The organism is Pseudomonas typographi (assembly GCF_014694385.1).
In the GTDB taxonomy this organism is placed as follows: Bacteria; Pseudomonadota; Gammaproteobacteria; order Pseudomonadales; family Pseudomonadaceae; genus Aquipseudomonas; species Aquipseudomonas typographi.
This window is the reverse complement of the sequence record NZ_JAAOCA010000002.1, coordinates 209,962-231,214: the sequence shown is the minus strand read 5'-3', so window position 1 is coordinate 231,214 and position 21,253 is coordinate 209,962. Positions and strand designations below refer to the sequence as shown.

17 protein-coding genes are annotated in these 21,253 nt (G+C 60.5%); 4 read left to right on the top strand and 13 right to left on the bottom strand.

The genetic code is table 11. The features are described 5' to 3' along the window. Positions 1 to 6: 6 nt before the first annotated feature. Positions 7 to 417 carry a PA2817 family protein gene (locus HAQ05_RS02375; RefSeq protein ID WP_190416981.1) on the top strand — a complete coding sequence of 137 codons (411 nt, stop codon included), beginning with the start codon at positions 7 to 9 and terminating at the stop codon, positions 415 to 417. Between the two features lie 40 nt (positions 418 to 457). On the opposite strand, the gene HAQ05_RS02370 is transcribed toward HAQ05_RS02375, so the two are convergent. The 6 genes from HAQ05_RS02370 to HAQ05_RS02345 all read right to left on the bottom strand — a co-directional run bounded on the left by HAQ05_RS02370 (position 458) and on the right by HAQ05_RS02345 (position 7,527). Then, complete coding sequence (locus HAQ05_RS02370) at positions 458 to 1,312, bottom strand: oxidoreductase (RefSeq protein WP_190416980.1); 855 nt, start codon at positions 1,310 to 1,312, stop codon at positions 458 to 460. A 520-nt stretch (positions 1,313 to 1,832) separates the two neighbouring features. Beyond that, positions 1,833 to 2,078: a hypothetical protein gene (locus HAQ05_RS02365; protein ID WP_190416979.1), complete on the bottom strand. Its 246-nt coding sequence runs from the start codon at positions 2,076 to 2,078 to the stop codon at positions 1,833 to 1,835. Positions 2,079 to 2,154: 76 nt separating this feature from the next. After that, positions 2,155 to 3,231, bottom strand: coding sequence for an aldo/keto reductase (locus tag HAQ05_RS02360; RefSeq protein ID WP_190416978.1), 1,077 nt, complete (start codon positions 3,229 to 3,231; stop codon positions 2,155 to 2,157). A 140-nt stretch (positions 3,232 to 3,371) separates the two neighbouring features. Beyond that, positions 3,372 to 4,760, bottom strand: a complete 1,389-nt coding sequence (locus tag HAQ05_RS02355; protein ID WP_190416977.1) for an efflux transporter outer membrane subunit — start codon at positions 4,758 to 4,760, stop codon at positions 3,372 to 3,374. Further along, positions 4,757 to 5,917, bottom strand: a complete 1,161-nt coding sequence (locus HAQ05_RS02350; protein ID WP_190416976.1) for an HlyD family secretion protein — start codon at positions 5,915 to 5,917, stop codon at positions 4,757 to 4,759. The genes HAQ05_RS02355 and HAQ05_RS02350 overlap by 4 nt, the downstream gene beginning before the upstream one ends. Before the next feature lie 5 nt (positions 5,918 to 5,922). After that, positions 5,923 to 7,527: an MFS transporter gene (locus tag HAQ05_RS02345; RefSeq protein WP_190417057.1), complete on the bottom strand. Its 1,605-nt coding sequence runs from the start codon at positions 7,525 to 7,527 to the stop codon at positions 5,923 to 5,925. 241 nt (positions 7,528 to 7,768) lie between these two features. On the opposite strand from HAQ05_RS02345, the gene HAQ05_RS02340 reads away from it, so the two are divergent. After that, the gene (locus HAQ05_RS02340) at positions 7,769 to 8,404 is read left to right on the top strand and encodes a TetR/AcrR family transcriptional regulator (protein WP_190416975.1); all 636 of its coding nucleotides are present in this window, start codon (positions 7,769 to 7,771) and stop codon (positions 8,402 to 8,404) included. A 9-nt stretch (positions 8,405 to 8,413) separates the two neighbouring features. Here the strand turns inward: HAQ05_RS02340 and HAQ05_RS02335 are convergent, their stop codons facing one another. The 6 genes from HAQ05_RS02335 to HAQ05_RS02310 form a co-directional block, all read right to left on the bottom strand. Further along, positions 8,414 to 9,418 carry an Lnb N-terminal periplasmic domain-containing protein gene (locus HAQ05_RS02335; protein WP_190416974.1) on the bottom strand — a complete coding sequence of 335 codons (1,005 nt, stop codon included), beginning with the start codon at positions 9,416 to 9,418 and terminating at the stop codon, positions 8,414 to 8,416. Next, positions 9,415 to 11,301 (bottom strand): esterase/lipase family protein, encoded by a 1,887-nt coding sequence (locus HAQ05_RS02330; RefSeq protein ID WP_238935006.1) that lies wholly within the window; start codon positions 11,299 to 11,301, stop codon positions 9,415 to 9,417. The genes HAQ05_RS02335 and HAQ05_RS02330 overlap by 4 nt, the downstream gene beginning before the upstream one ends. A gap of 115 nt (positions 11,302 to 11,416) precedes the next feature. Beyond that, a complete protein-coding gene (locus HAQ05_RS02325; RefSeq protein ID WP_190416973.1) occupies positions 11,417 to 12,541 on the bottom strand; it encodes an ABC transporter permease in 1,125 nt (374 codons plus the stop codon). Between the two features lies 1 nt (position 12,542). Continuing rightward, positions 12,543 to 15,308: a ribosome-associated ATPase/putative transporter RbbA gene (gene rbbA / locus HAQ05_RS02320; RefSeq protein WP_190416972.1), complete on the bottom strand. Its 2,766-nt coding sequence runs from the start codon at positions 15,306 to 15,308 to the stop codon at positions 12,543 to 12,545. After that, complete coding sequence (locus tag HAQ05_RS02315; protein WP_190416971.1) at positions 15,305 to 16,375, bottom strand: HlyD family secretion protein; 1,071 nt, start codon at positions 16,373 to 16,375, stop codon at positions 15,305 to 15,307. Before HAQ05_RS02315 ends, rbbA begins: the two co-directional genes overlap by 4 nt. Before the next feature lie 15 nt (positions 16,376 to 16,390). Then, positions 16,391 to 17,797: an efflux transporter outer membrane subunit gene (locus HAQ05_RS02310; RefSeq protein ID WP_274601956.1), complete on the bottom strand. Its 1,407-nt coding sequence runs from the start codon at positions 17,795 to 17,797 to the stop codon at positions 16,391 to 16,393. 467 nt (positions 17,798 to 18,264) lie between these two features. Between HAQ05_RS02310 and HAQ05_RS02305 the strand changes: the two genes are divergently transcribed. Then, positions 18,265 to 18,906, top strand: a complete 642-nt coding sequence (locus tag HAQ05_RS02305; RefSeq protein WP_190416969.1) for a TetR/AcrR family transcriptional regulator — start codon at positions 18,265 to 18,267, stop codon at positions 18,904 to 18,906. 74 nt (positions 18,907 to 18,980) lie between these two features. Next, positions 18,981 to 19,550: a LysR substrate-binding domain-containing protein gene (locus HAQ05_RS02300; RefSeq protein ID WP_338050092.1), complete on the top strand. Its 570-nt coding sequence runs from the start codon at positions 18,981 to 18,983 to the stop codon at positions 19,548 to 19,550. Positions 19,551 to 19,575: 25 nt separating this feature from the next. Here HAQ05_RS02300 and HAQ05_RS02295 read toward each other — a convergent pair whose 3' ends face one another. Continuing rightward, positions 19,576 to 21,234: an FMN-binding glutamate synthase family protein gene (locus HAQ05_RS02295; RefSeq protein ID WP_190416967.1), complete on the bottom strand. Its 1,659-nt coding sequence runs from the start codon at positions 21,232 to 21,234 to the stop codon at positions 19,576 to 19,578. Positions 21,235 to 21,253: the final 19 nt, after the last annotated feature.

The window sequence follows — 21,253 nt, the reverse complement described above, 5'->3', positions numbered from 1 at the left end:
GTGGCCATGACCCACCCACACCTCGAACACCACTTGGCGCTGCTCACCCACCTGCGCAGCATCCTCGTGGCCCTCGGCGAAGCCGAACAAGTGCCGGAAGAAAGCCACGCCCTGTTCCTGGAGCGCTTCGACGAACTGCTCACGCTGCTGCCGCAGGACCCGATCCAAAGCCAATACCTGGGCCAGGACCTGATCGCCCAAGTGATCCAGCGCTATCCGCAAATCGCCCACCTGGTGCCACGTGACCTATTGTGGTTCTTCGGCGGCGACTGCCTGCACTTCATGCCCGACGACGAAATCGACCTGTACCAGCAACTGGACGAACGCCGCTTCGAGGCCGAGGAACAGGGCGAGGCGTTCGACTGGAATCAGGAAAAGCAGCTGCTGGCCCTGGGCGACAGCGCCAGCAAGCATTGAGCATCATCGGCGCTGCAATACCGCTCAGACCAACCGCCCCTCACTCGTTCGGAAAATCTGCCCCAACACTTATATCGCGAAGCAGCTCGGTCTGCTCCAACCGCGCCCGGCGATCAGCCAGTACAGTGTCATAGCCCCAACTGCCCAGCACCAAGTGGCGCGGGGCGTCCGGCCGCTGCGTCAAGGCAATCATCGCGTCGGCGGCCCGCACCGGGTCCCCGGCCTGGGTGCCGCTCAATTGCTTGGTCGAGTTCATCCGTTTGGCGGCCGTGTCCTTGTAGTCATCGATACGTGAAGGCGTCTGGCGTAACGACCGCCCCGCCCAGTCGGTACGAAATGGCCCTGGCTCTACGCAGGTAACCGAGATGCCCAACGGCTTGACCTCCGCACTCAATGCATCGGAGAACCCCTCCACGGCATGCTTGGACGCGGCGTAGTAGCCAGAACCGGGAAACCCAATCAACCCCGCCACCGAGGTGATATTGATGATGTGGCCGCTGCGTTGCGCGCGCATGATCGGCAATACCGCACGGGTGACCGCGAACAAGCCAAAAACGTTGGCATCGAACTGCGCGCGAATTTCAGCTTCTTCGCCCTCTTCAATCGAGCTCTGGTAACCGTAGCCGGCATTGTTGACCAGCACGTCGACGCGGCCAAAGTGTTCCCTGGCGGCCGCCACGGCGGCCTCGACCTGATCGGCCTTGCCGACGTCGAGTTCGACGGCCAGCACACGCTCCCCAGCGCGTTGGACCAGGTCGCCGAGGCGTGACTTGTCCCGAGCCGTCGCCACCAGGTGCCATCCTCGGTCAATGATCAGTTTCGCCAGTTCGCGACCGAAGCCGCTGGAACAGCCGGTGATCAGCCACACTGGGGTGTGGGTTGTGTCGTTTGGCATGTTTCTTTCTCCGTCATTAGGACCTGATGATTGCGACAGGCCATAATCGCTGTCGTTTCGTCGAAGGCCCGACCTCAGGTCAGAAGGGCAGGAATGGGCAATCTAACCAGGCCGTTGTGATTTCACCAGGGCACCCCCAACGGAGAAACCCGCCACCGCCGCCTGGCGGTGTCGGCTGTTCCGAACGGCAGTAAACCGAGCTTGATCCGCGGATTATCTGCCCCCGTCAAATCTTCGGTACTGGCGTGATTACCAGGGTAGCGATGCGAGAAGCGATCGCTGCTGCTAATCAAAAGCCCGGAAATACCCACGCCATACGCGGTCAACGCTACGGCCGGCTAACTAACCGGCTTCAGCATCCCACCTATTCCCTTCGTGCCGGCGAAACGCCGTTGTGAGCAAGGAGTTCGAGGGGGATGGCGCATTGCCTCGGCAGCCCGAGTGAAGAGGTAGGCGGTTCGATGTTCAGACAACTGACCGCCGAAGCGCTAGCGCTTCGGTAACGGGCCGACCACCGCGATCATTGCATCGGCGCGGCGCGTTCCGAGGCGGGCTGGGCCTCGTGCAAGGCCCAATGGACATGGGCCTGGGCCGCTGCCAGGCGTAAGCGTTCGCCATCCTGCCCATCGATCAAACCACATTCGGCCATGTCCTGGATCAGCGCCAGGGATTTACGGTAGAACGCCTGGCATGACGAGGCCACCGTCGCCCGAGTGATCTCGGCGATACAGGCACCCAGAAAGCGCTGTGCTTCTTCGGAAGTCATGATTGCTGCCGTTTTGCCATTACTGAACGATAGACCGATGCCCTCTCCACTTCGTTCACTGGTAGTGATTGATGGCTTATTTGTCTTTGCGCGCCTCAAGGGTTTGCCGGTGCTCGTTCAAAAATGGCTGCTCGGCCGGGTCGAAGCGGTCGATACCGGCGGTGAAGCGGTGCCAGTACGGGTAAAGCGGTGCGGGCCGGCTCGCGGCTTCGATGCGGCTACGCTGCGCAACGGTCAACTTCAATTCGGTGGCGGCCAGGTTATCGCGCAAGTGTTCTTCGGTGCGCGCCCCCACGATCAACCCGGTGATGCCCGGGCGCTCCAGCAGCCAGGCCAGACACACCCGGGCTACCGATACGCCGTGCTCGTCACCCACGCTGGCCAGGGTTTCGATGATGTCCAGCGCGCGCTCGGTATCGTGCACATAAGGTTCTGGCCAGCCACTGCCCTGGCGGGTGCTCGGCGGGGCGGGCTTACCACGGCGGGTGGAACCGGTCAGCAGCCCCTCGCCCATCGGCCCCCATACCAGCGTGCCAAGCTTTTGGTCCAGCGCCAGCGGCAGCAATTCGTATTCGGCCTCGCGCGATTCCGGGGTGTAGTAGATCTGCTGGCTGATGGGTTTGAGCCAGCCGTGCAGCTCGGCCTTGCCCAGGGTTTTCATCATCTGCCAGCCGGTGTAGTTGCTGGTGCCGAAGTAGCGCACCTTGCCGGAACGCACCAAGTGGCCGAGCGCTTCGAGGGTTTCTTCGATCGGCGTCAGGCCATCCCAGTTGTGCACTTGGTAGAGGTCCAGGTGGTCGGTGCGCAGGCGCTTGAGGCTCGCTTCGCAGGCGCGGATCAAGTGGTAACGCGAGGCACCGCTGTTGTTAGGGTTCTGGTCGACCGGGCTGCGCCCCTTGGACGCCAGCAAAATGTTATCGCGCTGGCCGCCCAGCGCCTTACCGACCACCTCTTCGGCCAAGCCATGGGAGTAGAGGTCGGCGGTATCGACCATGTTTACCCCGGCGTCGAAGGCGATGTCGAATAGCCGGGTGGCGGTGGCCACATCCACAGTGCCGCACTTTTCGAAGCCATCACGGCCGCCGAACGGCAGTGTGCCCAGTACCAATTGGGAAACGAGCAAGCCCGAATCGCCAAGCTGTCGGTATTGCATGATGCCTCCAGAGCTGTTCAAGAACGTCTCTGGGTGGGAACACCGCATGCCGGCGAAGGTTCAGCGAAAAGGCCCTGGGCCGCCCGCCCCGCTTGCGCCGAATACGCTGTTCGCCTGGCCCGTATGCCACGGTTCGCCCCTCAAGGGGTTGGCGCCCAGCCACCACCCAGCGCCTGGTACAGCGCCACGATGTTGTTCAGTTGGGTTTCGCGCACCTGGATAGCGGCCAGTTCACTGTCGAACAGGTTGCGTTGCGCATCCAGCTCTTCCAGGTAAGACGAATAACCGCCCTGGTATCGGTCTGTGGCGATCTCCAGCGACCGGCGCAACGTGTTGATCCGCGCCCTGACCCAAACGATCTGTTGTTCAAGCCGGGTAACGCCCGAAAGCGCTGTTTCCACCTCGGAAAATGCATTCAATACCGTCGCACGGTACGCATAAGCGGCTTGGTCACGTTCGGCGGTCGCCACGTTCACCTGTGCCTCCAACTGCCCGCCGGTAAAAATGGGCGCAAGCACACTTAAACCCAAGTCCCACACTTTTATCGGGTCGTAGTTAAGCGCATTGACATACAGCCGCCCTATACCGGCAGACAACTGCACCTGCGGAAGGTAATCGTCGCGGCGCGCCTCAAGGTTCAGGTCGCTGGCCGCGACCAAATGCTCGGCTTGCTGGATGTCTGGGCGCCTGCGCAGCAAGGTAGACGGCAACGAGCCCGGGACCACGGGCGGCTTCAACGTCTCCAAGCCGTGGTCCCGGGCGATATAACCTGGCAGTTGCCCGGTCAACAAGGCCAAGGCGTTCTCTTGCTGGCGTATCGCTTGTTCTGTTTGCGGCACCATTTGCGCCGCCGATTCATATTCGGACTGCGCCTGGGTCAGTTCCAGTTGCGAGGTATACCCGGACTCTGCACGGTCCTTGGCGACGGCCAGTGCGCCGAGGCGGGATTTTTCGGTATCGCGGGTTACCTGTAACTGGGTGTCGAGCGATAACAGCGTGATGTACGCCTGGGCAGTGGTACTGGCAATGGACAACCGCACGTTGTCACGGTCCGCCTGGGTGGCCTGGTATTGCAAACGCGCGGCCTGTTCCAGTGTACGCAACCGCCCCCAGAGGTCCGCTTCATAAGACACTTGCAGTTCGGGCTGTACGGACCGGGTATGGGTAATCCCGGTTACACCCAGCTCACGGGTGGTCTGCCCCCCCACCGATAAATCCACGGTGGGAAACAGCGCAGAGCGTGACAATTGGATCTGCTGCCGCGCCTCTTCGACACGGGATATGGCGGTGAGTACGTCAGTGTTGTGTTGCAGGGCCTGTTCAACCAATGCGCTGAGCTGTGGGTCGTTGAACGCCTGCCACCAAGTGGCCGATACCACCCCGTCGGCTTGGTCGGTCGCTCGCCACGCTGCCGGCGCAAACACCTTGGCCTCTACCGGCGGCGGCTTTTTAGCCGGGGCACAGGCCGCCACGCCCAGGGCCGCCAGCAGGGGTAGGCACGACCATGCACGAGAATAGCCACCTATCATGGCTGCGTACCGTTGGTGGCAGAGGCGGTATCGACATGGGTGACCACCGACATGCCTGGTTTCAGCTTGCCCAGCAAGGGCTGGTTTGCATCCAGCGCGATGCGCACCGGGATGCGCTGCGCCACTTTGGTGAAGTTACCCGTTGCGTTGTCTGCACGCAGCACGCTGAACTCCGACCCGGTGGCCGGTGCAAGCCGCTCGATATGCCCGGTCAGGCGCTGGCTTTCCAGCGCGTCGACGTCAATGGTCACAGTTTGGCCCACAGCCATGTCGTGGGTTTGGGTTTCCTTATAGTTAGCGATCACCCACAGCTGTTCCGGGACCAGGTAAAGCAGTTGCGAACCGGCCACGACATATTGCCCAAGCCGCACCGATACCTCGCTCAGGCGCCCGTCGATAGGGGCCTTGATCAGTGTGTTATCGAGATCGATCTGCGCCAAGTGCAGGGCCGCCTCCGCGGTGCGCACCTGCGCAGCCAGCACGTCGCGGGACACCCGCGTCGACTTCACGGTTTCCTCGGCAATCCGGATCGCCGCCTGGGCTTTTTTGACGTCAGCACCGGCGGCGCGCGCCGTGGCGCGGATTTGGTCGCGCTCGCGCACCGACACCGAGCCGCGGGAGGCCAATTCGTTTACCCGCAGTTCGTCTGCCTTGGCCCGGTCCGCTTCAGCTTGTGCCGAATATAATTCGGCACGCCGGGATTCCAGGGTGGCTTGGTCCGACGCTTGGGTTTGCACCGAGTTCGCCAGGTCAGCCCTGCGCGCGTCAAGGTCGGCGAGCGACTGCTCCACCCGCTGGCGATAGATACGGTCATCGATGCTGATCAGCGTTTGCCCCTGGCGCACGGTTTCGAAATCGCGCACCAGCACCTGTGCGACATAGCCATTCACCTGGGGCGCCATCACGGTAATCTGCCCCCGTACATAAGCGTTCTCCGTGGTGGTGATCGCACTGGTGAAGGGCCAGAACCGCCAGGCATAAAGGATGGCCATGATGCCGACCAGGGCCACCAGCAACATGGCAATCACCGTGCCCCGGCGCGGCTTGATCACCTTCGGTGGGTCTTGCGCGGGGGCGCTGCCGTCAGCCACGGGCGCGGTTGCGGGCGATGCGGGTGGATGTGCGTCTGGGGCGTTGCGCGGGGGGGTGTCGGTCATGGGGATCACACAGCAGGAGAAGAATTACCGGCAACGGCCTGCTTGGCCGGTTCGGCTTTGCGCGCAGCGCGCCACGTATGGAACAACGACCAGCAGAGAAAACTGATCGTCATGGTGCCGATTACCTTGAATACATCGTTGTAGGCCAGCACATTGGCCTCACGGGTTGCCGCCTGGCCCAGTTGGGCCACCCCCTCGGCCTGGCGCAACGCCGGGTCAAGCAGGGTGGCGGCGTAGGCCTGGCCTTGCAGTTGAATGCGTTGGGCCACCACCGGGTTGGTCGGGTCCAGGTAGGCGTTGACCTGGCTCGAATGAAACTTTTCGCGCACCACCTGGAAGGTACCGAATGCCGCCGGCCCGGCTAAGCCGCCGATACTTTGGGTCAGCGAAAACAACACCGAAAAACTAACGATGTAATGGGGCCCCTGTTTCAGCGCACTCATCACCCCCACCAGCATCAACGGGCCCATGAACATGCCTGCGGCGAACGACAACAGTGTTTGGCTGACGAACATATTTTGCGGGCGGGTTAAATTGGTTGCATCGGCGTCCATGAAACTGCCCACCCCCACCAGCACGATGGAGATGAGGATTTGCGGTATCGCGGTGCGGGGGCTGAACGTCAGGGCGCTGGCGAGCATGCCAGCCAACAGCCCCAGTAACATCACCGCATACAAGGGTTGCAGTTGGTCCGGCCCCATGCCCAGGGTTTGCAATAAGCCTACCGCGCCATAGTTCTGTTCGGAGAGGATGAAGCGCAACATCAATGCGCCCGTGGCAAAGCGCACCGTGTCCAGCGCGCCCAGCCAGCGCGTTTGTAACAGTGGCGTCTGGCGTAAATGCTCGATGGCGATGGCGATGGTCAGCAAGATCACGGCCACGATCAGGGCATAGCCTATCCAAGGTTGGCTGTTCCACCACTGTAGCCGCCCTTGCGCCAGCACCGCCGCGACCAACGCCAGGCCGGGTGCCAATAACGCGAACGTGAGGAAATCCAGGGGTTCGAAGGCTTTTACGCGCTCGCCCGGGGGTAACTTCAAAATCACCACCGCGGCGAGTGAACACAGTGCCAGCCCCGCTTCGAATACATACAAACGGTGCCATTCGCCCAGGTCCAATAACGCAGGCGACAGCAGCCAGGCCAACGGTGTGGCCAATTGGGAAATACCGATGCCCAATACCAGGCCCCGGCCCATATCGGCCTTTTTGAAGGCCTGGAGCATGTAAAGTACCGCCAAGGTACTGACCGTCGCCGCCGCAAAACCACTGGCCGCGCGGACGAACACCGCCATGGCGAAGCCTTCGACGAAAACTTGGCACACGGTGACGATGGCGTACAACGAAAGCCCGATCTCGGCGAATAACCGCAACCCGTATTGTTGGCGAAACTTGATCAGCAGCAATGAGGTGGAGACATTCACCATCAAATAAGCGGCGGGAAGCCAGGCGCCTTCGCTGGGCGTAAGGCCCAAATAGCCTTGAACGCTGGCGAGGTTGGCACTGATCAACGCATTGCCCAAACCGCCGGTGAGCCCCAGCAGCACCGCCACGCAGGCATAGGCCAGGCGTACCGCGGGGCTATGGGTGGGTGTTGAAGGCGAGCCCGGCATGGACGGACGTTCATGGGCTTCCCACTTGGGGACGGGCTCTAAGTACTCGGGCAAGCGGCACACCCCTTATCATTGACTGCGTAGAGCAGGCAGGCTGTCGGCTTGGCGTATAGGCCCCGTTCCGGGCTGGCGGGGCCAGGTGCGTATTGTCCCTAAAACTAGACTAACATGTCTAGTTTTAAAGCGGCCTTTTTATGGCGTATCGGCCATAATGGCCGCCAACTTATGCACAGGCGCCGCCATGCCTTCTACCCATTTCGCTGGCCACACGGCCAAACGCGCGCCGCAGCAAACCCGCGGCCGCGAACGCGTCAGCGCGATCCTCGATGCCTGCGCCACCTTACTGGCAAACCGGGGCGCCACACAGTTGACCATGCACGGCCTGGCGAAAGAGGCCAATACGTCCATCGGCTCGCTTTATCATTTTTTTGCCGATAAACAAGCGGTATTGCACGCCCTGGGTGTTCGCCACCTTGAGTCCATCGCCGCGATCACGCACAAGCTCCAGCAGGTCAGCGAAACCACCTGGCGCGAGTTGCCCGCCGAGGGGGTTATCGACTACCTGATGATGCCGATATTGAGATACATAGAAACCCACCCAGACTTTATGCTGATGATCAGCTCAGGGTTCGCCAGCGGCCAACTTCGCGCGCCGGAACTGAGGAAAGACATAGAACACATTTATGATCATGTGCTGGCGATACGCATGCCCACGGCGACCGACGTGCAACGCGGGCGCCGCGTCAAAACCCTCATGGGCATGCCCCTGGGCTTGCTTCAAATGGCATTGGAAAACGACGCGTTCAAACGCGAGCTATTGCTCGAAGAGGCGCCAGCGGCATTGGCTGCGTATTTGCGTAGTATTGAACTTGGCTAGCCCCAGGGGTTACCAACCCGGCACCCCCTGGCGGATGCGCACGGAGAACGCTGCGGCGCTGGCCTGTTTCGCCCGCGCGGTAATGCGGCCCGCGTCACGTAATGCCTGCAGCGAATACCCCGGCTGCAGGCCACCTACATCATCAACATAGCTAGGCAAGTAGCCGGTCAGCAGCAACCGGTAATCCATCGGCAGGCCCGTCACAATGGTGTTCATCATATCGAAAACAATGGTCGTGCAATTGGCGGTGACGGTATTGTAAAAGCGCGGCTGCTCCAGCAGCTCGTTGGCCTGTTCAATGTATGACACCAACAAGGCTTTGCGCTGCGGCGCCGACAGCGCCACCCGATACAGGTAATCGTCTTCACCGCGCACCTGGGTTCTTACACCCAGGGCATCATGCTCATCGGTCGCCAGGATACTGAGTTCGTACTGTTTGAAAAAACCGGCAACCTCAGAATAGCCTTCACCCTTTTCCTTGCGGGTTTCGACACTGAACAGCAAGAACTGGCCGTCATCGAAGCCGAATGAAACCAACACGTGAGCGATGGCGGGCATGCCCCAGTACGAGGTAATCAAGTCCACCGAGGCCAACCGGTCCAGGTCATAGCTGCGGGTTTCCCAACGGGCGCGGTAATCGTCCTCTGCGCGCCAGTCGAAGTTGCGCACATTGTTCATCGTCAGCCGGTTGCCTTCGATTCTGCCGGAGCTCATCTGCGCGACGTCATCGGCCCAAACGCGCGCGTTCGACGGTTTGATCGTAGCCCACCAGGTACTGATACAGGCCAGCATCACGGCATAACCGAGCAGCGCCCGCCATGGCCGTGGGCGCCAGGCGACGACGAGCAAACCGATACCGCACAGGCACCAGGCAGCGATCACGGCATAACTGGCCCAAGCCGGCCACGGCAGCCGGTAACCCAGCGCTAATGCGCCCCAGGCAGTGATGCCGGCACCGGCCAGGGTCAATAGGCCGCGCAGCAGGATGCCGGCGGCCTTGCGTGCGATGTTCATGGGTGGCTCCCTGCCGGTTCATCCAAGCCCTTAAGGTGTAGCTGGAGAATACGGCGAATCTCGATAATGGCTTCGGGGGTGTTCTGCACGCTATGGCTGGACGGCACTACCTTCTCCGATTGTGCACCGGCCAGGTGGCTACTGCTGTAGGGCACCACCCCGTCATTGGAGAGCGCCAGTGCCAGCGAGGGCGTGTAGTTACCAATGATGCTGTGGTAGCGCACCTGGCTGGAAATCGGTAGGTCTGCCACCGCCCTCACGAACGGGTCGCGGTCACTCAAGTTGTCGATGCTGTTGAGCGGGCGTGCCATGGCCGCGGAGGAGGCGCTGCCCGGCACCACCAACAATTGCGCGAGCTGTTTGAAGCGGTCGAGCACCGAGGCGGGTAACTGCACAAGCCCGGCGGCCCAACGAGAGATACGGTTTTCGGCGAAGGGCGTGCCACGGTGCGGGGCGGCGATAAAGATCGCCCGGCTCACTTGCGGCAACGGGCTGAAGGTCAGGTACGGGTCCAGGTCTTTGTGCGCGGCCGCCAGTTGCTGGCCATTCATGTTGTACTTAGCCAACAGCGTATCCCACACACCAGTGCCAGAGGTCGACACCATCAGCCGCGACAGCACGCCACCCATGCTATGGCCGACCAGTACCACATCGTGGCTGGCCCGCGCGGTTTGCTCAGGGTCGAAATGCCGCAGGGTTTGTTCGATCACCCGGCGGATGGTGGCATTGTTCAGTGCCAGCGGCAGGTTGGTCGGGTAGTACACCTGCCACACTTGGTAATTACGCCGCAGGTTTTCGTCACCGAGCACTTCATTGGCAACGTTGATCCAGGCCTCGGGGCTACTGGCCAGGCCATGCAACATGATCACAACATGGCGGTTAGGGTCGTAGGGCTGCAATAGGTACAGGTGGGGCGTTTTCAGCACATCGCCCCGCCCTACCAGGGTCAGCAAGGACTGCCGGGCGAACCCGGAGCGGGCCAGCCACAAGCCATAACCCGAGGTAAAATTAGCTGCCAACGGCGCTTCGATACCGCCCAGTTCCACGCTGTCCTGCCGATACGGGTCATAGGCCAGCACTTCGACCTCGCGGGTAGCGAGCACCTGGTCAAGGGTTTGCCCGGGAAAGCGGGCAACGGCGGTCACCGCCGGAAAAGGCGTTTCGCTCCAGGCCTGGTCGTCGCTGTCGCTGTTGACCACCTTTTTCGCCGTGACGGCCACTAGTTCGGCCCCTACGCCGTCGCGGCGATACTGGTTGCGCAGCCCTGCAAAAGACAACGAAGAGGCGGGAATCAATGCCTGGGGCAGGCCGCGCTGGTTGGCCAGGCGCACATGCTCCATACGCCCGAACACCGTCCAGCGCCCTGCCTGCAGGCGGTAGTTGCCCTGGTGGTCTTCGGTGCGCGGCGGCCGGCCCCGGTAGCGTTCGAACAATTCGCTGAGCGCCTGTTGAACAGAAAAATTGTAGTAATCGCGAACTTGCGATTGGCGGTCTTCCAACGCCCGTTGGCTAGGTGTTCTGGCGGTCATGAACAGATAGGCATAGGCATAACGCGCACTTTCCAAAAAGGCGTCGGTACGCCCTTCGGCCGTTAACCGGCTATGGGTATCCTGCGCCTCTTGCAGCCACAATTCAGACAGCGTAGAAAGGCGCTGTTCTTCGCCCAGGCCAGGGCTAAGGCGCACCTGTTCACGGCAGGCTTGCGGCGCCTCGCTGCAGCGTTTTTCCTCGACCCCGGCAACCTGCAATGCCGTGCGCGCCGCCGCACTGAGTTGCCCGGATGTGAGCACGTCACCGCGCCGAAGCGCCAGGTAATCTCGGTTATCGACCGTATTGACCTTGACCCCGGCGCAGCCGGCAGTAGCCACCATGAACGCGATCAACAGGGCACCAGGCCAATGGCGAGCAACGCCGCTTAAAAAATGCAGTGGCACAAAAAAAACCTTGGTGGGTGCATGAATGAGAACACGCCCATCCCCCGCCGGGGAAACGTGGCTATCAAGCCATCTGGCTAATGGTTTTGCGAAAGCGCGAAAGCGACACCGTAAACAACACCGAACCGATGATCAGCAAGATGACGAACGTAGGCCAAACCACCGCCAGCCCCGCGCCCCGATAAAGGATCGCCTGGCTGAGCTCGACGAAATGCGTGGTAGGCGCTATCAACATGATGTTCTGCACGAACTCGGGCATGCTTTCCCGTGGCGTACTGCCGCCCGATAGCATTTGCAGCGGCAGTAAAACCAGGATCATCAACATGCCGAACTGCGGCATGCTCCGCGCCAGCGTCGCCAGGAATATGCCCATGGAGGTGGTGGCGAACAGGTGCAAGGCCGCCCCCGCCAGGAACAACACAATCGACCCCTCGATCGGCACATGCAGCGCCCCTTGCACGATGAATATCAGCGACAAGGCGGCAGCGACAAGCACCACCAGGCCCATGGACCAGACTTTGGCCAGCATGATTTCCCGAGGGGTCACCGGCATCACCAACAAGTGCTCGATGGTGCCGTGCTCACGCTCGCGAATAAGCGCTGCGCCGGTCAGGATAATAGACAACATGGTGACATTGTCGATGATCTGCATCAGCGCGCCGAACCATGACTGTTCAAGAGAAGGGTTGAAACGCATGCGGATGACCAGGTCGACCGCTGAGGCTTGCGCGCCCCGATATCGCTGCACGAACTCGGTGATTTCCGCATTCACGATCTGTTGGATATAACCGCTGCCGGTGAACGCCTGGGACATGCGCGTCGCGTCCACGTTAAGTTGAATTTCCGTCGCCCGGTTGGCCAATACGTCCTGCTGAAACTTTGGCGGAATGTTGAGCGTGAACGTATAGATTCCCGCATCTAGCCCGGCATCGACCTGCTCCGGGAAAATCATCGCCGGCAGGGTGAACTGCGGCGGAAAAAACGCCGAGGCGATGCGCCCGGATAACGGCGAATGGTCTTCATCGACAATCGCGATCGGCGCCATGTGCAACACGTCTGGCTGGGCCGTCGCGGCGGTATACACCGACACCGTGAAGGTATAGATGATCAGCACCAGCATCGTCGGGTCGCGGACCAGGCTCCACAACTCCTTGATGCCCAGGCGGTAGATATTCTTCAGCGATTGCATGTCAGCGGTCCTGTTTCTTGAGCAGGGCAACCGTCAGCATCAGAATCAACGGCACCGCGACCAACAGCGGCCAGAATTCATTGTGCAGGTCGGCGAAGCCCAAGGATTTGCCAAACACGCCGCGGCTGATATTCAGCATGTGAGTCGCCGGGTAGATCTCACCGACGAATTTCGCCGCGCCCTCCAACGAAGACACCGGGTTGAGCAGGCCGGCGAATTGAATCGCAGGGATCATGGTGCCGATCATGGTGAAAAACATCGCCGCAATCTGGCTGCTGGTCAGCGTTGACGCCAACAGCCCAATGCCGGTGGCGATGAAGTTGTAAATTAATGCAGCCAGCAGAAGGGTCAGGAAACTGCCCTTGACCGGAACATCGAACAGGGTCACGGCCATTAACGTCATCAACAGAAAGTTAACCATCGCCAGCGCCACGTAGGGCAACTGTTTACCCAGCAAAAACTCGGTCCGCGTCACCGGGGTAACATACAAATTAATGATTGAACCCAGTTCCTTCTCACGCACGACAGACAGCGCCGTGAGCATGGCCGGCAACATCAACAACAGCAGCGGAATGATCGCCGGCACCATCGCCGGGAGGCTTTTTACGTCGGGGTTGTAGCGATAGCGGGTTTGGATGCTGACCGAACTGTCACTGCTGGAGGTGCCCAATCGATGTAACGCCTGATCCTGCAACCACACCTGGTGCATACCCTGTACATAGCCCTGTATCGTCTCGGCCCTGGACGGCATCGCGCCGTCGATCCAGGCCGCAATTTGCACCGGCGCACCCCGCTGCAGGTCGCGGCCGAAACCCGGGGGTATCTCGATCGCCAAGGTGATCTTCGAGCTGCGCATGCGCGAGTCGAGGTCCTGATAGTCCACCAACGGCGGCATTTCTTTGAAGTAACGGGAGCCGGAGAGGTTCAGCGCATAATTGCGGCTCAATTCGGTTTGGTCATGGTCCAGCACGGCGTAAGTGAGGTTTTCCACGTCCATGCTCAAGCCAAAGCCCATCACCAGCATCAACACCAATGAGCCGATCAGCGCCAAGGTCGCGCGCACCGGGTCACGCCGCAGTTCCAAGGCTTCGCGCCACAGGTAGCTGAACATGCGGCTGACGCTGAAGTTCGGCGCACCCGTTGGCTTGGCCGGCGCGGCATTGGCCTGCACCGTTGGGGCGGCCGGGTCGGTGGCTACCGCTTTATCGGCGGGGCCCGCGGCCTCTTGCAGGTAGGCAATGAACGCTTGCTCCAGCGAACTGGCGTGGCGCTGCGAAACGATATTGCCGGGCGTATCGCTGACCAGCACCTTGCCTGCGTGCATCAACGAAATGCGATCGCAGCGTTCGGCCTCGTTCATGAAGTGGGTGGAGATAAAAATCGTCACCCGGTCTTTACGGGACATTTCGATCAGCAGGTTCCAGAAACCGTCGCGAGCAATCGGGTCAACGCCGGAGGTAGGCTCGTCCAAAATCAGCAACTCAGGCCGGTGAACGGTCGCGACCGCCAGGGATAAACGCTGGCGAATCCCCAGCGGCAGGCTTTCGGGAAGGCTTTCCAGTACCTCGCCAAGGCTGAAGCGCACCGCCAGCTCATCGATGCGCGGGCCGATCTGGGCTTCCGGCATCTGGAACAGTTGCGCATGCAGCACCAGGTTCTGCCGCACGGTGAGCTCGCTGTACAGCGAAAACGCCTGCGACATATAACCGACCCTGCGCCGGGTACCGATGTCGTCGGGGTCCACTTCGCGGCCGAACAGGCTTGCCGTGCCCTCGCTGGCGGGTAACAGCCCGGTCAGCAGCTTCATGGTGGTGGATTTACCGCAACCGTTGGAGCCGAGGAAACCAAAGATTTCACCACGGCGAATACGGAAGCTCACGTGGTCCACCGCCACGAAATCGCCAAAGCGGATGGTCAAGCCTTTAGCTTCGATGGCGATCTCAGGGTTGGCGACGTCTTCCAAGGGGGTAATGTTGACCGGCTGGTGCCCTCGGCGCTTTTCCTCCGGCAGCAAGGCGATAAAGGCCGCCTCCAGATTATGGGACTGCGTACTAAGCAGCAATTGCTCCGGTGTACCCGTTGCCAAGACCTTGCCGGCGTCCATGGCAACCAGCCAATTGAACCGCTGCGCCTCATCCATGTAAGCGGTGGCCACGATCACACTCATGCCAGGGCGCTGCTGGCGGATGCTGCCTATCAGGTCCCAGAACTGGGCGCGGGCCAGGGGGTCGACGCCGGTGGTGGGCTCGTCGAGTATCAACAGGTCGGGGTCGTGGATCAGTGCGCAGCACAGCCCCAGCTTTTGCTTCATACCACCTGACAACTTGCCAGCAGGCCGCGCCAGGAATGAAAACAACCCGGTGCTGCGGGTAAGATCATCGATACGCCGCCGGCGCTCGGCGGCGTCATGGCCAAACAGGCGGGCGAAGAACTGCAGGTTCTCTTCGACCGACAAGGTTGGGTAGAGGTTTTTGCCCAAGCCCTGTGGCATGTAGGCGATCCGTGGGCACACCAGGTTGCGGTGCGCGGCCTGGCTCATGTCGCCCGCCAATACGTTGACCTGCCCTTGCTGTATCGCCCTGGCACCTGCCAGCAGCGACAGCAAGCTGGATTTACCCACGCCGTCTGGCCCGATAAGCCCGACCATTTGCCCAGCGGGAACATCCAAGGTAACCCCGGCCAGCGCCTGGGTTTTACCGTAGGTAAGCACCACATCCTTGACGCTGGCGACGTTGAGCACCGGGCCGGCTTGAGGGTCGGCGGTCATTTGGAAACTTTCACTGCCAACTCGGCCGGCCACTCAGCTTGCGGGTCGAGCTTGACCCAGGCCACGCCGGGCAAGCCGGTTTTGATCTGCTTAAGGTTTTGCAGTAACAGGTCGCGGTCGATCTGCGCTTTGACGCGAAACATCAACTTTTGCCGTTCGCTGGCCGTTTCGACGGTTTTCGGGGTGAACTGCGCAACACTGGCCACGAATGACACCTTGGCCGGTATCACGTACTGGGGCGCGGCATCGAGGATGATCCTGACGTCACTGCCCATGGCGACGCGCCCGGCGACCGCTTCGGGTAGGAAGAACGTAAGGTACACGTCTGAAAGGTCGACCAGGTTGAGTACCTTGCCGCCCGCGGCAAGCACTTCGCCCGGTTGCGCGATACGGTATTGCACACGCCCAGCGCGCGGCGCGACCAACTGGCTATCGGTAATGTCGGCCTCTACGCGGGCAACGGTAGCGAGGCCGGCGGCCACTGCCGATTGCGCCCCGACCACTTCTGCTTGTGCTGCTTCGATATTGGCCTGGGCGGCCGCGACTTGCGCCTGCGCAGCGCTAAGTGCCGCTTGTGCGCTGCGTTCGTTGGCCCGGTCGTCGTCATATTCTTGGGTCGATAAAGCGCCTTCGCGGGAGAGCATTTCCGAGCGTTTGAGCCGCCGCTTCATGGCGTCCCATTCACTTTGGCGTTGCGCCACCAGCGCCTGGGCGGCCAGTTTGTCGCTTTGGCGCACCAGTACCTGCGCCTTGGCGCCTAACACCGTGTTGATCGCCTGTTGGTGCTGGGCAGCGGCTTCGTCACGCTGGGCTGTGAGCACTTGAACCTGCATATTGGCCAAACGCTGGCCGGCCTCCACGAAGTCGCCCTCCTGCACCAGAATGTCGTCCAAACGCCCGGCCAACTTAGTCGAAACATCAACCTCGGTGGCTTCGATACGACCATTGCCGCTGGCAAAGCCATCACCAAACCCAACGGGGTTCAGCGCTTTCCAAATAAACCAGCCTGCCACCACTACTACGACGATGCCTAATGGCACTATCAGCTTCTTACCGGGCACTTTCATGAATTGCGACCTTGTTCATTGGGCGTTACGTTCAGGTTTCGGGCTTGCGGCGCTCAGCGCGATTGCCGCTTGGCCTCCACCTAATGCGTTGTATAAAGCGACTTGGCTGGAGAGCAATTCGCGCCGCCGTTGCACCAACTGTTGCTCTACGTCCAGCAGGTCACGCTCGGCATCGAGGACTTCAAGAAAAGCTGCGGCACCACTGTCATAACGTAATTTGGCCAAGCGCGCGCGCTCAAGCTGCACGCTTTGTGTAGTCTGCAAAGTGAGCACTTGTTCGTTGAGCCAGTGGCGGTCGGTCAATGCATCGGCCACGTCGCGAAAGGCCGCCTGAATACTCTGTTCGTATTGCGCCACGGTTTCTTCGCGTTGCGCCTGGGCCAAGGCCAGGTTGCTGCGGTTGCGGCCAGCATCGAATATCGGCAGGGAAATACTCGGTGCGAAATTCCAGGCGCCGCTGCCCGCGGCAAAAAGATTATCAAGCTCTGCACTGGCGGTTCCCGCCGAGCCCGTCAGCACAATGCGCGGGAAAAAAGCCGCACGGGCCGCGCCGATATTCGCGTTGGAAGCTTTTAAGAGGTACTCGGCCTGGACGATGTCGGGCCGGTTTATCAAAAGATCAGACGGCAACCCAGGGGCCATTTCAGCCAAAATCGACGTATCCGACCGAGACGCTTCGGGGCGCAAATCGACGGGCTTGCCGACGAGCATTTCAAGCGCATGCACTTGAACCGCCCTAGACTGTTCCAACTGCGCAACCAAGGTGTGGGCTTGTTGCAATAGCGATTGGACTTGTGTGAGGTCCAACTGAGACGTTGAACCCACCGCGACCCGGCGGGTGAAAATAGCCAGCGATGCTTCCCTGGTTTCGACCGTACGGTGCGCCAGGGCCAAGCGTTCATCAAGCTCGCGAAGCTGAAGGTAAGCATCCGCGACTTCACTGATCACGCTCAATTCAACGGCGCGCCGCCCTGCGTCCGAGGCGAGATAATTATCCAATGCGGCATCCCGCAGGCTGCGTATCCGACCCCAGAAATCCAGCTCCCACGTGTTAAACCCGACACCGGCCTGATACTGGTGGTTGATTTCCGGCTGCCCGGTTAGGCTCAGGTCGTGCGGGACCCGTTCGTTACTGCCGTCAGCATTCAGGCCCACTGAGGGGAATAGGTCCGCCCGCTGGATCCCGTAACGGGCGCGGGACTGTTCGACTCGAGCTACGGCAACGCGCAAGTCGCGGTTGTTATCCAACGCTAATTGAACCAGGGCGCGCAATTGCGCATCGGTTAAAAACGCTTGCCATGAAAGGGCAGCGGCATTAGCTTCTGGCGCTCCCGCCGGGTGCTCTGGGGTGACCGGGTACGCCGCCGAAACCGGTAGCGGCACGGCCACATTCGGGGGCGCCATTGAAGCGCAACCCACCATCAGCAAAGCAAACGAGGCTATCAGCGCTTCCTTGCCGGGTAGACGCCCTGGCAGCGTTTTTAAAAACGCCAGGTGCCGTTTGCACAATGCCGTTTTCTGCGCGTTGGCCAGCATTACCGCCACACTCCATTACCCCATATGAATGACGAAAACAGGAGCCATCCGCCCCCCAAACCCTAGGGAAGGCGCTGACGACACCCAACGGAGCGCTAGGCGGCTGAAATCAAGTGCTTCGCCGCCTGCCTGCGGCCATCAAGATCATGTACCAGGGGCTTGTTAAGCGATCCCTACAAAACAATGCATTAGCGGCTTTTAAAAGCCGCCGACGCCAACGCCGACAGCCAAGCGCATCGATGATTAGCGCTATGATGGTGGAACTATGAATATTAATTCATCGACCGTTGATTAAAGCGTTGCATTGCCATGCATGTCAACCAAACTGTCCATCCCCCAGGAACATTGAACGAATGCCTAATGCGCCCTCCAAACGGCGAGGCCGGCCGCCCAAAGCCTGTGCGGTCAAACCCGACGCGATTATTCAAGCGGCGCTGAGGTCGTTCGCCGCGCACGGTTTCGAAGGCGCTAGCTTGCGGCGCATCGCCGCCACCGCAAATGTCGATGTCGCTTTGATCGCGCACCGGCACGGCGCCAAACTAGAACTTTGGAAAGCAGTGGTCGATGACATTGCCGGCCAATTTGTCGGGCAACTGAGCCGACCCCGAAACCCTGTGGACGCTACTGGCGCGACCTCCATGGAGCGGCTTTTGCACGCCATCGATCAAATGATCGATTTCTCCGCAGACGCCCCCGAAATGTCGATGTTCGTTCTCAAAGAGGTCGCCCAACAAGACGCCCGATTCCATTACCTGTACGAACGCCTAATAAAGCCTGTCCAAGAAGTTTTTCTGCCAACGGTTGAGCAAGCCATCCACGACGGATTCCTTAAAGGCGTTAATGGAAATTTGTTTTTTTATAACCTTTCCGGTGCCATCGCGCTGACACTTTCGTTGCGGCCCTTCATCGAGCAGTTCGACGTAGAAGTATTCTCCAGCCAACTTTTTTCGCAGCGCATGAAAACCCTGTGGAGGGCACTGCTTTACCCCGGCTGAAGGTTTTCGGATGCGCCGCGCAACAGCCAACAGTCAAGGCGCCGACCTGAAGAGAGGTAACGGATAACGGGCCGCTGCTGACAAGTCGAAGCTCACAGTTCATGGTCGATTGGGTCAGCGCGCAAAAAAGCGACATCGGCATCGGCCTGCTGGCGCAAGACCGGCCAGGGCTCGAATTTCGCCGGCTGATGCAGGTAGAGGGCGTGTGTGTGTTGCCGGCCGATCATTCCTTGAAAGACAAGGGCATCATTACGCCACGGGACCTGGAGGGTGAACCCTTCATCGCCTTGAGCACCGAGGACCGTACACGCTTTCTGGTCGATCAATTCTTCCGTGGGCGGGACCGGCAGCGGATCATCGTGGCTGAAACGCAAATGTCGGAAGCGGCCTGCCAACTGGTGGCCAGTGGGGCGGGCGTGTCGATCGTCGAGCCGTTCTCTACCCGAGGGTTCAGCGCCCAGGAAATAGTGGTTAAACCTATCAGCCCCGCGGTGTATTTCGACCTTTGGCTGATGTACCCCACCTACCGGCCTATCTCTGGGATCACCGCGTCATTCGCCTACTTCCTGGAGGCGGAATTGCACCGCTACTTGGTGCAGAACCATTTTGGTTTCGTACCGTTCCCGCTGTCGCTGGGTGACTAGCGTTTCGCACACAACCCCAGCACTGTTAAACATTCGCGGCCGCCTCCAACCGGTCGGCCTTCGACGGGGCCGCCAGCGCGAGCGGGGAAAAACTATCCGCCTGCGCCATGCGCCACATCCGCCCATAGAACTCCGCACTTATCGACTGGCCCAGCAACTCGCCTGGCTCCAGAAATACATGGATCTGAGAAAACAGCCGAACTTCGGTGGTGGTCATGCGCCGTACCAAGTGCTTTGGTTCCAGTTGCGAGGGGTGGCTCAAGCCTGCGGCGCTCAGCATCTCACCCAGCGCCACCAACGTATTGCGGTGAAAGCTGTGAACGCGCTCAGCTTTGTCTGGTACCTGCAGTGCGCGCTGGCGCAGCCGGTCTTGGGTGGCAACGCCGGTGGGGCATTTGTTGGTGTGGCAGCTTTGCGACTGGATGCAGCCGATGGAAAACATGAAACCACGTGCCGAGTTGACCCAATCGGCACCAATGGCCAACACGCTGGCAATGTCGAAAGCGCTGACGATCTTGCCCGCTGCGCCCACCTTGATCTGGCTGCGCAACCCAGCGCCGACCAAAGTATTGTGTACAAACAGCAGCCCTTCGCGCATCGGCATGCCCATGTTATCGGTAAATTCGCGAGGCGCGGCCCCGGTGCCGCCTTCCTTGCCATCGACCACGATGAAATCCGGCTGGATACCGGTAGCCAGCATGGCCTTGACGATGGCCATGAATTCCCAGGGGTGGCCCAGGCACAGTTTGAAACCCACCGGTTTGCCGCCGCAAAGCTCGCGTAGTTGAGCGATAAAGTACAGCAGCTCCACCGGGTTGCTGAACGCCGAGTGGCGTGAAGGCGAGATGCAATCCTCGCCCAGCGGCACCCCACGGGTGCTGGCGATTTCCTCGGTCACTTTGTGTTTGGGAAGGATGCCACCGTGCCCAGGCTTGGCCCCCTGGCTCATCTTGATTTCGATCATCTTCACCTGTGGCTGGCGTGCCTGTTCGGCGAAGCGCACCGGGTCGAATTCACCGCCAGGGGTGCGGCAGCCGAAATAGCCGCTGCCGATTTCCCAGATCAGGTCGCCATTGAACTCGCGATGGTAAGGGCTGATGCTACCTTCGCCGGTATCGTGGGCGAAATTGCCCAGTTTTGCCCCTTTGTTCAAAGCGCGAATGGCATTGGCGCTGAGCGCGCCAAAGCTCATCGCCGAAATGTTGAACACCGATGCGCTGTACGGCTGCTGGCATGCCGGGCCACCAATCACCACGCGAAACTGCGTGGGGTCGCAAGCGTCGCTGGGCAGCATGGAGTGGCTGATGAACTCGAAGCCAGGCTTATACACGTCCGTCAGGGTGCCGAAGGCCTTTTCCGCGGGCTGGTTTTTCGCCCGCTGGTAAACGATGGAGCGTTGCGCGCGGGAGAAGGGTAACTTTTCGTCGTCGCCCTCCAGAATGTACTGGCGAATCTCAGGGCGGATGGTTTCTATCAGGTAGCGGATGTTGCCGAGGATAGGATAATTACGGCGCACCGAATGATGGGTTTGCAGCAAGTCGTTGAGGCCGATCAGGCTCAGCACGGCCGTCACCGCCGTTAGTGTGGCCAGCCAAGGGGACAGGGTGAGAAATACCAGGCTGAACAGCGTGAAACACACACAGCATGTGAAGACCGCGTACCGACTCACGAGCGATATTTTCATTATCAAGCCTCGATGTACG